Below are 12,925 nucleotides of genomic sequence, written 5' to 3'. Positions count from 1 at the left end.
GCCCGGGGCCGGCCGTCGGGTACGGCTCAGCGCTCCTTGTCCACGGCCGGCAGCCCGGCCTGACCGGCGGTCAGCCGGCCCTCGGCGTACAGCCAGCGCACCGTGTCCGCCATGGTCTCGGCGGTCGGCCTCGGCGTCAGCCCCCCGGTGCTCGCCGCGGGGTCGACCGGGGTCGCACAGGCGCAGGTGTAGACGGCCCCGTACTCGGCGGGGATGTGCCAGGGCCATCCGCGCTGGAGCAGGGTGGCCAGGGCGCCGACCGGCAGCATGGCCCGGGCGGGGAGGAAGGCCGCGGGCAGCCGCCGCCCGGTGACCTCCCGCAGGGTCCGCACGTACTGCCGGGTGGGCAGGTGGTGGCCGGGTCCGAAGTGCCGGTCGGAGCCCGCCCTCGGCGTGGTCAGCAGCCGGGCGTGCAGCTGCGCGGTGTCCCGGACGTCGCCGACCGGGAAGCCGCCCAGCGGCCAGATCGGCATCAGTCCGCGCAGGGTGTTGCGCAGCCGGGCGTTCTGGTCGCCCAGCCCCGGGTCCTGCGGGCCGAGCAGCGCGGGCGGGTAGCTGATGACCACCGGCGCGCCGTCCCGCTGGTGGCCCCGCGCGATCCGCTCGGCCGCCGCCTTGGTCGCCATGTACGTGTCCCGGGGACGGCCGACCGGGGAGTGCTCCCCGAGCGGCCGTCCGGGGGACGGCAGCAGCGCGACGATGCTGGAGACGTGGACGACCGGGTCGGCGCCCGACCGTCGGGCGGCGGCCAGCACCAGTTCGGTTCCCCGCTCGTTGGTCCGGCGCATCTGCGCGTTGCGCCGGCTGTCGAAGGAGTACACCGCGGCCGCGTGCAGCACGGCGTCGGCGCCGCGCACCGTGCGGGCCGCGTCGCCCTCGTCGGTCACGTCCCCGACGACCAGGTCGACGGCGCCCGGGTCCACCTCCAGCAGGCCCAGGACCCGCTCCGCGGCGGCCGGGTCGCGGACCAGCATCCGCACCCGGTGGCCGCCGCGGACCAGCGCCGCGACCGAGTGGATGCCGACGAATCCGGTGCCGCCGGTCACGCTCACCAACATCGGACCATCCCCCCGCTCAGCCGATCTCTTCCGGTTTCCCGCCGATGCCCCGGTGGAAGGCGCCGCCGTAGAACAGCAGCGCCTCCCGGTGGTCCGCCCAGTCCGAGGCGAGCACCTCGCCGAGGAAGATGGAGTGGTCGCCGCCGTCGTACTGCTCGGCGAGCTTGCACTCCAGCCAGGCCAGCGAGTCCGACAGCAGCGGGGCCCCGGTGAACGGGCCGGGCTGCCAGTCGAGGCCGTCGAACTGGGCGGCCCCGCGCGGCCTGCTCTTGTTCGCGAAGTACCGTGCCAGGTGCTCCTGTTCGGCGCCGAGCACGGAGACCGCGAAGGACCTGGACGCCATGATCGCCTCGTGCATCGTCGCGGAGCGGGCCACGCAGCACAGCACCATCGGCGGCTCCAGGGAGACCGAGCTGAACGCGTTGGCGGTCATCCCGTGGACGTACTCGCCGCCGGTGGTCAGGACCGTGATCCCGGTGGCGAAACGGGCCATCGTCTCGCGCAGGGCGCCCGGCAGGACCGCGCGGTTCGCCGCGGCCGCCGACGTCGCGCCCGGCGCCTGGGCGGGGGCCGGGGACCGGCCGTTGCCGATCACAGCGCCCGCCCCGTCCCGACCGGCCCGCCGGGCGGGACCTGCGCCGCGAGGGCCCGCGCGACGGCCGGCCCCTCGGCGTACGGCACCAGCGCCAGGCGCAGTTCCTCGGGCACCCGGGCGGGGACGGTGGCCGTGTTCGGCCCGCGCATGCACGCGATCCGCTGCCGGCCGCGGGCGACCAGGTTCTCCTGCTCGCCGTCGATCCGCAGGTAGTCGAAGCTGAACTGGATCTGGGTCTGGGTCAGCTCCTCCAGCCGCATCCGGACCGACAGCTCGTCGAACGAGGTGATCTCGGCGAAGAAGTCGCACTCCACCTTGAGGGTGAACAGCTTCAGGTCGTCCCGCAGCTCGGCGAGCACCCCCGGCGCCTTGTCCTTGAGGAACATCTCCCGGCAACGCCCCTGCCAGCGCAGGTAGTTCACGTAGTAGACGTTGCCGACGAGGTTGGTCTCCTCGAAGCCCACGGTGTGGCGGATCTCGTAGTAGGCCGACATCAGTTCTCCTTCCCGACGAGCACCGCGAAGAGCACCGGCTCCGTCCGGTCGTTGACGGTGGTGACCCAGGTGGCGACGGCCGCGTCGCCGGCGGACAGGACGACCCAACCGCCCGGGTGGACGCGGTCGAGCGTCAGCGCCTGGGTGGTCGCGCCGGACTTGCGCAGGCACTCCAGCGCGCTCCAGACCCTGGTGCCGGCCACCGCCGGGCTGCAGCCCGCCTCGGCCACCAGCAGGTCCCGCAGGGCGAGTTGACCGGCGCCCAGCAGGGCGTCCCAGTCCTCGGTGCTCCGCTCCAGGACGGTCTCGACGTCGCAGGCGAGCCGCCCGGGTCCGGCCACCGCCAGGGTCAGGCCGGGGCCGTGCGAGGCCGAGACCGTGATCCCGTCGAGTCCGGGCCCACCGGCGAGTTCGGGCTTGCCGTCCGGCCGGTGGCGCAGGTCCACCGGCCGTCCCAGCGCCCGGCCGAGAGCGGTCGCGGTGCGGGCCCGGCGGTCCCCGTCGGCGGACTCCGCGGTGGATTCCGCGGCGGGCTTCGCCGCGGGCTCGACGACCACCGCGCGGCTGCCGCCCAGCACCCGTTCCAGGCCGCGTTCCAGGTACGAACCGAGCATCGCGGGCACCCATGGTCCGGCTCCGTCGCGCTTGCGGACGGCGACCAGGGTCAGCCCCTCCCAGCGCTCGACGACCTTCCCGGCCGGGGTGCGCACGTCGAGGTCGTAGACGTAGCTGTCCCCGTCCTGGGAGCGCTCCCTGGCGTCGAGCACCACGTACTCGGCGTCCTGGTCCGCCGGGTCGGCCAGCCAGAGCCGCTCGATGCTCTGCGGCAGCAGGGTGGCGTCCGGCACGCAGCACTGGATGGCGTGCATCATCGCGTCCCGGGTCCCGGGGTCGGCCAGTTGCTGGTCCTGCGGCAGGAAGGCCGCGAACCACGGCGCCGGGGCGGTGGTGGAGATCTCCGCCAGCGCGTGCCGGGCGCTCGCCCGCCGGTACTCCAGCAGGCGCTGGAACCGCTTGCCCTGGAAGAGCACGCTGCCGTACAGCTCGGTCACCGGGTCCACCGGCACCGCCGGCAGGCCGAATTCGACCGGCACCGGCGTCCCGGGCACCTCGGGCCGCGGGTAGCGCAGCCGGGCCCGGAAGTGGTCGGCCGCGAACTCGGTGCCCTCGCTGCGCAGCACCACGTCCACCGTCCCGGGCTCCCGGACCAGCGCCGCGATCCGGATGGTGGTCGAGCCGCCCGGCCGGACCACCACGGGCCGGCGGAACTCGACGTCCTCCAGCAGCGGCGGGCCCTGGTGCCCGCTCACCGCGGCGGCCACCTGGGCCATCGCCTCCATGCCGAGCACGGCCGGGAAGAGCAGGTCGTCCTGGAGCCGGTGGTCGGTCAGATAGGGGTCGCCGCCCTCGGTCAGCTCGGTCTCGGTGATCAGCTCGATGTCCGGGTGGTGCACGACCACCCGCTCGACGAACCTGGTCAGCGGCAGCTCGCGCCGCTCGGTGGTGAGGGTGGGCAGGCCGCCGGCCCGCCCGCTGACCACCAGGACGGGGCCGGCCGAGGGGTCCGCGAGCACCTCGCGGAGCACCTGGATGCCGTTCTCGGTGGAGATCGGCGTGATGCCCTCCCGGATCAGCGCCTCGACGACGCCGAGCCGTTCGCCCATGCCCGCGCCCGACCAGACCGACCACTCCAGCGCGACGGCCCGGGCCCGCGGGTACCGGTCCTGGAAGCGGAGGGTCAGCTCGGTCATCCAGTCGTTGGCGGTGGCGTAGTGCGCCTCGCCGCGCAGTCCGGCCCGGCCAATGATCGAGCCGAACGTGATCAGCAGCTTCAGGCGTTCCGGTTCGACGGCCGCCAGGACCGCCTCCAGACCGTCGGTCTTGGGCGCCAGGGTCCGGCGGAAGTCCTCGGCGCTCAGCGCCTCCAGGGCGGCGGGCTGATTGCGGCCGGCGCCGTGCAGCACGGCGGTGACCGGGCCGAGCCCGTTCTCCAGCAGGGCCACCGCGGCGGCGATCTCCTCGGCCGAGGTCACGTCGGCGCGGGCGTACCGGTGGCGCAGGCCCGCGGCCTCCATCCGGGCGAGGTTCCCGGCGAGTTCGGGGTCGGTGGCCGGATCGGCGCGGCCGATCAGGGCCAGGGCCGCCCCGGAGTCCTGGGCCATCGCGATGGCGCACTCGGCGGTGATGCCCTTGCCGCCGCCGGTGACCAGGAGGACGTCCCCGGCGTCGAGCGGGGACCCGCCCTCGGTCGCGGGGCGCAGCTGCAACGGCCGGAGCACCGGGACGGTCCGGCGCCCGTCCGGCTGGTAGCGGACCTCCGCGAAGCCGGCCGTGGCGGCGGTCTCGGCGACCACGCGGGCCACCGCCTCGTCACGGGCCGCGCCCTCGGGGGCGGTGTCGGCCAGCTCGACCACCGTGACCGGGACCGACGGGTGCTCCAGGTGCAGGGTCTTCGCCAGGCCGGAGGCCCCCAGCCGGTGCTGGACCACGACCAGCCGGGTGCCCTCGGGGGCGGCCAGGACGGCCCGCCCGGCGGTCAGGAAGAGCTCCGCCTCCTGCGGTCCGCACGCGTCGGGGAGGCAGAGCAGTACGCCGTCCCCGACGCCCGCCGCGGCGAGCGCGGTGCCCAGCGGTTCGGCGAGCGGGTGGCCGGGGGTGCTGTGCACCGTCCACCGCCCGGCGGGGGCGGGGTCCTCGGCGGGCTGCGGCCGGGCCGGCAGGACGGCCTCCCGGTGCTCGACCGCGAAGGGCCGCACCCACGGGGCCACACCGGCGACCTCGCCCGCCGACTGGCCGCCGTCCTGCGCGGTGTCCGCCAGCTGGTCGATCAGCTCGGCGATCCCGCCCAGGTTGACGGTCGCGTAGTTGGGCGTCGCGGCGAGCACGGGCCGGCCGAGCGCCCGGGTGACGTCGTTGACGATCTGGCCGATGGTGATGGAGCTCAGGTGCAGGTCGTCCATCGGGTGGGTCTGCGCGGTGACGGAGTCCAGCGGCAGTTCGACCCGCTCGGCCGCGAGCCTGCGCAGCAGCTCCAGGGTGGAGTCCGGGCCCTCACCGGTGTCCGCGGACACCGCCGCGCCGGCCCGCTCGTCCCGGCCCGGCCCGCCGTCCGCCGCCAGCTCCGCGTCGATGGCCGGGGCCGCCTCGCAGGGGTTGGCCAGGAAGGTCATCGCACCGTCCGCCGGCAGCTGCCGGATCAGGCGGTCGCCGAACAGGGTCTCGGTCCGCAGCGGTACGCCGAGCACGAACGCGGCACCGGCGACCCTGAGCAGCGGGCCGAGCGAGGCGCTGTCGGTGTCCACCGCCAGGGTGGTGAGGTTCGGGGCGATCTCCGCCAGCAGGCCGGACAGCACCCGGCCGGGGCCGACCTCCACGACCAGGTCGGCGTCGGCGACCGCCACGGCGGCGGCCTCCTGGAACCGGACCGGGAGCAGGACCTGTCCGCGCAGGACCTCGCGCAGGTCGGCGGACGGGTCCAGGAGCCGCCCGGTGACCGTGGAGGCGATCGGGCGGACGGGTTCCTGGAAGTCGAACCGCGCGAGCTCGGCGGCCATCGCGACCGCGGCCGGCTCGACCAGCGGCGAGTGGAAGGCGTGCGACACGTTCAGCCGGGTCGCCGTGACGCCCTCGCCCGCGGCCCGGCGGCAGACCTCGTCGACCGCCTCGGCGGGGCCGGAGAGCACGGTCTGCCGGGGCCCGTTGTAGCCCGCGATCACCACGTCCTGTCCGGCGGACAGCCGGGTGGCCTGCTCCGGGGTCGCCGCCAGTCCGGCCATCGCGCCGCCGCCGTGGCTGGCCTGGGCCATCACCCGGCCGCGGATCCTGGCGAGGCGCACCACCTGCTCCTCGGTCATCGCGCCCGCCCAGTGCAGGGCGGTGAGCTCCCCGAGGCTGTGGCCGACGGCGGTGTCGGCCCGGATGCCGACCGCGTCCAGCACCCGCAGGGCGGCCAGGGAGCCGGTGACGATGCGCGGCTGGGCGACCTGGGTGGCGACCTGGTCGTCACCGGTGGGCAGGGCGGCGGCGCGGAACACCTCCTCCGCCGCGGCGAACCGGCGCCGGATCGCGCCGACGGCGCCGCGGCCGGAGCCCTGGCCCGGGAAGAGGTAGGCGATCCGGGGGGCGGTCCGGGCGTGGCCGAGGAAGATCCCCTCACCGGCCGAGGACACCTCCCGCGCTCCGGAGTCGAGCAGGGCCAGCAGCCGTTCGAGGCCGCGCACGGCGTCGTCCGGGCCGGTCGCCACCACGGCGGCCCGCACCGGGCCGTCGGCGAGCCGGTCGGCCAGGGTGCCGGCCAGGTCCGCGAGTTCGGCCTGTGCCAGCTTCGGCACCAGGTCGAGCAGCCGGGTCAGCTCCGCGCGCAGCGCGGCCGTGTCCGCCGCGTCCAGCAGCAGGAGTTCGGCGTCCTGGCGGCCGGCGACCAGCCGGGTGGTGCGCGCGTCGAGCGCCTCGCGCCGGGTGCTGCCGGGTGCCTCGGCGAGGGTGACGTGGGTGTTGATCCCGCCGAAGCCCATGGCCGACACCCCGGCCCGGACCGGGTGGCCGGCCGGCCAGAGTTCGGCCTGGCGCGGGACGTACATCGCCGCCTCGTCACCGAGCAGGCCGGGGTGCGGGTCGACGTGGCCGGTGGCCGGGGGGATCACCTGGTGGTGCACGGCGAGGGTCGCCTTGATCAGGCCGGCCACGCCCGCGGCGGCCTTGGTGTGCCCGAAGTTCCCCTTGACCGTCCCGAGCGCGGCCGGACGGGCCGTCGGGTCCGCGGTGCGGCGGGCGGAGGACAGCGCCTCGATCTCGGTCGCGTCGCCGAGGGCCGTGCCGGTGCCGTGGCCCTCGAAGTACGAGACCGTCTCGACGCCGTAGCCGGCCCGCCGGTAGGCGCGGGTCAGTGCCAGCCGGTGGCCGCTCGCCTCCGGCCGGGTGATGCCGCCCTTGCCGTCCGAGGAGACGCCCCAGCCGCTGATGCTCGCGTAGATCCGCCGCCCCTGCGCCAGCGCGTCCCGCTCGCGCATCAGCACGAGCATGCCGGAGCCCTCGCCGGGCCAGAAGCCGTTGGAGTCCCGGTCGTAGACCTTCATCTCGCCGGTGGCCAGTGCGCCCGTCTTCGCGAAGCCGATCACCTCGAACGGGTCGATGGACAGGTCGACGCCTCCGGCGACGGCCACGTCCAGTTCGCCGTCGGCCAGTGCCTTCGCCGCCGTGACGACGGACAGCAGGGAGGAGGAGCAGGCCCCGTCGACCGTGTAGCCGCCGCCGCGCAGGTCGAAGTGGTTGCAGATGCGGCCGGCGATGGTGTTGGCGAGGCCGCCGGCCAGCGAGTCCTCGTCGATGGCCGGGAAGGGCGCCTTGTACTGCGGCTCCAGCTCCTGGAGGAGCTTCGCGACGTCCTCCTCGGACCAGCCCTGGCCGGTGAGCGCGGCGGCCACCGTGCGGCGCACGTAGGGCCACCGCAGCCGCATGATGTTGGCCCGCGAGAATTCCCCGGTGAGGCTGTTTCCGACCACCACGCCGGTGCTCTGGTGGGGAAGTCCCGAGCCGTCCGGGAATCCGGCGTCGGCAAGTGCCTCGGCGGCCACGTCGAGGGCCAGCCAGTGCGTCAGGTCGGTCGCCCGGTACGTGCTTCCGGCGACGCTGTATTTGATGCGGTCGAACGCGTAGTCCCGCAGGACCGCGGCCTTTTTCGTGTAGTGCCGGTCCGGCGCACTCCGGTCCTCCGACCAGTAGTCCGCCTGGTTCATCCGCTCGTCCGGCAACCGCCGGAAGGCTCGCCGGCCGCCCAGTACGTTGTCCCACAGTTCGCTCGCCGAATTGGCGTCCGGATAACGGAGGCCAATTCCTACGATAGCGATCCGCTCACTGCTCACGTATTCACCACCCATGGAGATGAATTGACGGCGAATCTCCTCGCCGACTCGACTCGCCTGCACTGTCGTCAAGAATGCATCTGCGGCCGCCCCGATGTCTTCTCCGAGTTTGCTTTCCGCCTGGTGGGGGGCACTGCTTTTCCATAACGGTGTGATTTCTCGGCGCCGCTATTCAATAACGCCGTCATTTCCGGGGCGGGCCGCGCCCGTCCGGACGACCGTGCCGGTGGACGTGCCGACGCCCGTGCGGACGGCTGTGCGGACGGTCGTGCGGACGGCTGTGCGGACGGCTGGGCGGGCAACCGTGCCGACGCCCGTGCCGATGCCCGTGCGGGAGGCCGGGAACGCGCCGAGGCTCCCGCCGGTCGGCGGGAGCCTCGGTCGTGCGGGGCCGTGCGCGGGGTCAGCCGTCGGCGGCCTTGGGCAGGCGGGCACCGAGCCGGGCGCCCAGCTCCCGGGCCGCCGTCAGGGCGGCCCAGGAGGTGAGCTCGATCAGCGCGGTGTCACCGGGCCGGTCGCTCCGGAACTCGGCGACGAGGCCGTCGTCGACCTGGTAGGAGGCCTGGGCGGTCAGCAGGGCCAGCCGGCCCGCCGCACGCTGGTCCCCGGGCAGGGCCGACACCGCGTCCTCGACCCAGCCGCGGCTGATCCCCGGCGGTCGGCCGTCCCACCCGGCCAGCCGGTCCGTCACCAGGGCGCGGACGCCGTCCGGCACCGACCGGGCCCCCGCCGCGTCGATCGCGGCCGCCGCCCGGGCGAACGCGCCGGCGACGCTGGGGGTGCCCGCCGCCCAGCTCAGGTCCCCGGGCAGCGGCGCGGAGGGCAGCAGGTCGAGGGAGGTCCCGGCCGGCGGGGCGAGGCGCGCGCTGCGGCGCATCAGCCGGCCGAGGACCGCCCTCGCCGCCGACCGCGCGGCCGGCGGAAGACCGGCCGGCAGCGGGCTCTGCGCGAGGAACAGGTTGACCATGCGGTTCAGGTAGTGGAAGGTGACGGCCACCCCGACCAGCTCGGGCGCCGCCTGCGTGGGGAACGGCGGCCGGTCGTCCGGCGCCGGCCCCCGGTCGCCGTCCGCCCGGAACCAGTCGGCCCACCCCTCGGCCGTCGCGCGGGCCGTGCCCGGGGCGGCGGCCCCGGGCAGCAGCGCGGCCAGCGCCGTGCCGTGCACCTCCACGCAGTACGGGCAGGCGTTGGCGGCCGAGACCGCCGCGGCCACCGCCTCCTTGGTCGCGCGGTCGACCCGCCCGCCGGCCACCAGGGTCTCCCGCAGCATCACCCAGGAGGCGGCGAGCACCTCCGGCGCGGCGGCGTGCAGCCCGATCGGCGGTGCCAGCATGCCGAACTCCCGCTCGACCTCGGCGAAGACGCCGGCCACCTCCTCCCCCGCGGCTGCCGGCCGCACCGCGGCGACCCGGTGGATCTGCGCCATCGACCTCCGCAGGGCCGACCGCAGGAACGGTGTCGTCATGTGCCTCCTCCTCGACGGCTCGATCCGGTGCCGGGGCCGGCTACCGGCGCATCAGGCCGGGCAGCTGCACCTGCACGCCGCGCCGCCCGCTGGTCGCACCGTCCGGCGCGGGAGCGCCGTAGACGACGTTCACGCCGCGCTCCCGCGCGGCCCTCACGATGCCGGGGATCGCGCGTTCGGCGAGCGCGGAGATGGTCAGCGCGGGGTTGACCGTGAGCGCTCCCGGGACGGCGGAGCCGTCGGTGACGAAGATGCCCGGGTGGTTGCGGAGTTCCTGCCGGTCGTCGAGCGCCGAGGTCTGCGGGTCGTCGCCGATCCGGCAGGACGCCAGCGGGTGCACGGTGTAGGCGCCCACCAGGTCGTTGGTCCACGGCATGACGCGGGCGAGTCCGTCGCGCTCCAGGATGTCCTTCACCACGGCGTCCGAATCGGCCCAGGCGCGCAGGGTGTTGGCGGTCGGCCGGTACGAGATCGACCCGCGCCCGAGCATCTGCTGGGAGATCCGGACGGCGTTGCCGGTGGGCGGCGGCGGCCCGAAGACGCCCTCGTTGTCGTCCTCGATCATGGTGAAGACGGTCAGCCAGGACTGCCACTGCCGGACCAGTTCCTTCTTCTCCACGCCGAACCAGCTGGGCCCGCTCGCGTCGGGCACCTGCGCCAGGATGGTGCCGAAGCCCGGCGGGAAGTAGAGCTGTTCCAGGGAGAACCGGGAGTGTTCCGGCAGCGATCCGTCGAGGTTGTCCCAGCTCGCCACGACCGGGCCCTTGCCGATCTGGTTGGCCTTGAACGCCCGGCCGTCGGAGCGCTTGAGCCCCAGCAGGTCGCGGGCCTTCTCCTCGTCCACGATGGCCGTGTTGAGGCGTTCGCCGTTGCCGGAGAAGTAGCGGCCCACGGCGTGCGGCATGGTGCCCAGGGTCGCCTCGGAACGCTGGAGGATGACCGGGGTGGCGCCGGCGCCGGCGGCGAGCACGACGATCTTCGCGTCGATCGTGCCGCTGCCGACGTGCACCCGGTAGTCCACGTCGTCGACGACGTCGTAGTGCACCCGGTAGCCGCCGTCGTCCGTCCGGGACAGCTGCTGCACCTCGTGCAGCGGCCGGATCTCGGCGCCGTGCGCGAGGGCCGCCGGAAGGTAGTTCAGCAGCAGGGACCGCTTGGCGTCGAAGCGGCAACCGGACATCATCCAGTTGCAGTTGGTGCACTTCGCCCGGTCGATGGCGGCCGGGACGGGGTTGGCGGTGCGTCCCGCGTGCTCGCAGGCGGCGGCGAACAGCCCGCCCGCGTACGTGACGTCGTTCCAGTCCTGCTGGGTGATGGGCAGCGCCTCGGCCACCCGGTCGTACCAGGGGTCGAGGACGTCCCGGTCGATGGCGGCCGGCCACATCCGGCGGCCGATGCTGCCGCGGCGCTCGAAGACGAACCGCGGGGCGCGCGGCATCGCGGCGAAGTACACCACGCTGCCGCCGCCGACGCAGTTGCCGCCGAGCAGGCTCATGCCGTCGCCCACCACGAAGTCGAAGATCCGGGTGTACGAGGAGCCGAGCAGGAAGTCGTGGTCGAAGTCGTCGGCCTTCAGCCACGGGCCGCGCTCCAGGATGGTGACCTTCGCGCCGCCGGCCGCCAGGTGGTACGCCGCGATCGCGCCGCCGAAGCCGCTGCCCACGATCAGGACGTCGGTGCTCTCGGTACTCGTCATGCGGGACTCCCTGTAGGCGTGGTGTCCGGGTGGGGGTCTGCCAGCTGCTTGCCGTACGAGAAGTCGGGGAACCGCCACAGGCCGTCCTCGTCGGGCTTCATGAAGCCCATCGCCGTGAGGCCCGGGTGGCCCGCCGCGAGCGCGTCCGCGGTGTGCATGTGGGCGGCCGTGTCGAAGGCCATGTTGGCGAACAGCGCCAGCAGGACCCACAGTTCCCGTTCCTGGTGCTCCGTTCCGGTCAGCTCCTGCACCAGGCTGGTCCGGTCCGCGAACGGCAGGGCGACGAACGGCGGCACCGAGTCGTCGAGCCGCAGGCCGTGCTCGTCCGCGTACGTGCTCGCGTGGCGGTTGAGCGCCTGCACGTAGTCGTCCAGGGCGTCCGACAGTCCGGTCGCGGGGGTTTCGAGCAGTTCGACGGCGCCCGCCTGGACGGCACCGCCGCCGGTCGAGGCGCCGGCCACCGCCCGGTCGTCGGGCGAGCGTTTCTCGCCCGGGACGATCGTGTCCGCGAAGGCTTCGAGCGTCATGGTCCGGTCATGGTTTCGATCTGAGGTAGGCGATCCCACCGGCATCTCCTCAGCTGCTTGTCGAAAAGCGGGGACGGCACACACCGGCCGATCCCGATTCGCATACGCGACTGTGGCATCGTGCGCGCATTGCGCTCCCGCCCGCATCTCTCGCGTTGCTGAGGGCTCCCGGCGCCGTTCAAACCCGACTTCCGGGATGTCTCACCGCTCGGGCTTGCCAACGGCACGTGCCGCCCGGCCCATTGCGGCTGTCATGTGCCTGCTGCTACGGTCGTCACTTGCTATGGCGGCGACACTTTTCAGCTTCGCCTTCCGAAGGGGGTCCTCCCTTCGCTTGCCCTGGCGCCTTCGACAGTCGGCCTGTCACCGCGGCCGTGACTTTCGTTCCCGATCATCGCAAGGGTGGAATTCTGTTCATCCGCAGGTGCGGCGGAGAAGCTGGAGTCAAAGATGACATCTGCCATCGAGCAAGCTGTTTCCCGGGCCATCGAAACCATGCACGACAACATCGGCGAGTTACTGACCATCGACGATATGGCGCAGGCGGCCATGTACAGCAAGTTCCACTTCTCCCGGGAATTCCAGCGGATGACCGGGGTGTCACCACGGCGGTTCCTCTCCGCCCTCCGGCTCGAAACGGCCAAGCGCCTCCTCGTCGAAACCTCGTTCACGGTGACCGAGATCAGCCACCGCGTCGGGTACAACAGCGTCGGCACCTTCAGCTCGCGGTTCGCCAGCAGCGTCGGCGTGCCTCCCACCACCTACCGTCAGCTCGGGGGCTTCACCCCCCGGATCGAGATCGACTCGCGAGGCCTGGCCCGGAGCACGGAGCTCTCGACCTTCCGCGGCGAGATCCGGGCCCCGATCGCGGGGAACCTCGGCCTGGTGTACCTCGGGCTGTTCCCGACCCGGGTCCCCGAGGGCCGGCCCGCCGCGTGTACCGTCCTCCCCCATCCCGGCGTCTTCTTATTCGACCAGGTGCCGGCCGGCACCTGGTACCTGCTGGCACACTCCGTCCCGGCCGCCTTCGACGAGGTGCTGACGGGTGGCCACCCTGTCTCGGTGGGATCGGTCGGACCGATCGAGGTGCGGCCGGACGTGCCGCTGCTGCCGATCGAACTGCGCCTGCGCCCGGCCCGCGTCCTCGACCCGCCGGTCCTGCTGGCACTGCTGGACGCACGGACCATCGCGCAGACCGTACGGACCCCGATCACCGACACCGCCTGATC

General features: G+C 73.9%; 8 protein-coding genes. 1 reads left to right on the top strand and 7 read right to left on the bottom strand.

Annotation, left to right across the window (positions count from 1 at the left end; all coding sequences use genetic code 11):
• Positions 1-26 precede the first annotated feature (26 nt).
• The 7 genes from ACWGKU_RS37625 to ACWGKU_RS37595 form a co-directional block, all read right to left on the bottom strand.
• A complete protein-coding gene (locus ACWGKU_RS37625) occupies positions 27-1,058 on the bottom strand; it encodes an NAD-dependent epimerase/dehydratase family protein (RefSeq protein ID WP_452191752.1) in 1,032 nt (343 codons plus the stop codon).
• A 16-nt stretch (positions 1,059-1,074) separates the two neighbouring features.
• Positions 1,075-1,653 (bottom strand): flavin reductase family protein, encoded by a 579-nt coding sequence (locus ACWGKU_RS37620; RefSeq protein WP_401053359.1) that lies wholly within the window; start codon positions 1,651-1,653, stop codon positions 1,075-1,077.
• On the bottom strand, positions 1,650-2,147 hold the full coding sequence (locus ACWGKU_RS37615) for an acyl-CoA thioesterase (RefSeq protein WP_401053362.1): 498 nt from the start codon (positions 2,145-2,147) through the stop codon (positions 1,650-1,652). The genes ACWGKU_RS37620 and ACWGKU_RS37615 overlap by 4 nt, the downstream gene beginning before the upstream one ends.
• The gene (locus ACWGKU_RS37610; protein WP_452180151.1) at positions 2,147-8,023 is read right to left on the bottom strand and encodes a type I polyketide synthase; all 5,877 of its coding nucleotides are present in this window, start codon (positions 8,021-8,023) and stop codon (positions 2,147-2,149) included. The genes ACWGKU_RS37615 and ACWGKU_RS37610 overlap by 1 nt, the downstream gene beginning before the upstream one ends.
• A 388-nt stretch (positions 8,024-8,411) precedes the next feature.
• Complete coding sequence (locus ACWGKU_RS37605) at positions 8,412-9,473, bottom strand: carboxymuconolactone decarboxylase family protein (RefSeq protein WP_452180150.1); 1,062 nt, start codon at positions 9,471-9,473, stop codon at positions 8,412-8,414.
• A gap of 40 nt (positions 9,474-9,513) precedes the next feature.
• Positions 9,514-11,169 carry a GMC family oxidoreductase N-terminal domain-containing protein gene (locus tag ACWGKU_RS37600; RefSeq protein WP_401049264.1) on the bottom strand — a complete coding sequence of 552 codons (1,656 nt, stop codon included), beginning with the start codon at positions 11,167-11,169 and terminating at the stop codon, positions 9,514-9,516.
• Positions 11,166-11,696, bottom strand: coding sequence for a DUF5987 family protein (locus ACWGKU_RS37595; protein ID WP_401049262.1), 531 nt, complete (start codon positions 11,694-11,696; stop codon positions 11,166-11,168). Before ACWGKU_RS37595 ends, ACWGKU_RS37600 begins: the two co-directional genes overlap by 4 nt.
• A 450-nt stretch (positions 11,697-12,146) precedes the next feature.
• Between ACWGKU_RS37595 and ACWGKU_RS37590 the strand changes: the two genes are divergently transcribed.
• A complete protein-coding gene (locus ACWGKU_RS37590; RefSeq protein ID WP_452180149.1) occupies positions 12,147-12,923 on the top strand; it encodes a helix-turn-helix transcriptional regulator in 777 nt (258 codons plus the stop codon).
• Positions 12,924-12,925: the final 2 nt, after the last annotated feature.

The sequence above is a fragment of the Kitasatospora sp. NPDC054768 genome (genome assembly GCF_053612025.1).
The sequence above is the reverse complement of the archived record's forward strand: the minus strand, read 5'-3'. Positions and strand labels throughout refer to the sequence as shown.

Excerpts from the sequence above, each read along its gene's own strand:
- ACWGKU_RS37605 (WP_452180150.1), bottom strand. The coding sequence starts at position 9,473 with ATGACGACACCGTTCCTGCGGTCGGCCCTGCGGAGGTCGATGGCGCAG.
- ACWGKU_RS37610 (WP_452180151.1), bottom strand. The coding sequence starts at position 8,023 with ATGGGTGGTGAATACGTGAGCAGTGAGCGGATCGCTATCGTAGGAATT.
- ACWGKU_RS37590 (WP_452180149.1), top strand. The coding sequence starts at position 12,147 with ATGACATCTGCCATCGAGCAAGCTGTTTCCCGGGCCATCGAAACCATG.
- ACWGKU_RS37595 (WP_401049262.1), bottom strand. The coding sequence starts at position 11,696 with ATGACGCTCGAAGCCTTCGCGGACACGATCGTCCCGGGCGAGAAACGC.
- ACWGKU_RS37625 (WP_452191752.1), bottom strand. The coding sequence starts at position 1,058 with ATGTTGGTGAGCGTGACCGGCGGCACCGGATTCGTCGGCATCCACTCG.
- ACWGKU_RS37615 (WP_401053362.1), bottom strand. The coding sequence starts at position 2,147 with ATGTCGGCCTACTACGAGATCCGCCACACCGTGGGCTTCGAGGAGACC.
- ACWGKU_RS37600 (WP_401049264.1), bottom strand. The coding sequence starts at position 11,169 with ATGACGAGTACCGAGAGCACCGACGTCCTGATCGTGGGCAGCGGCTTC.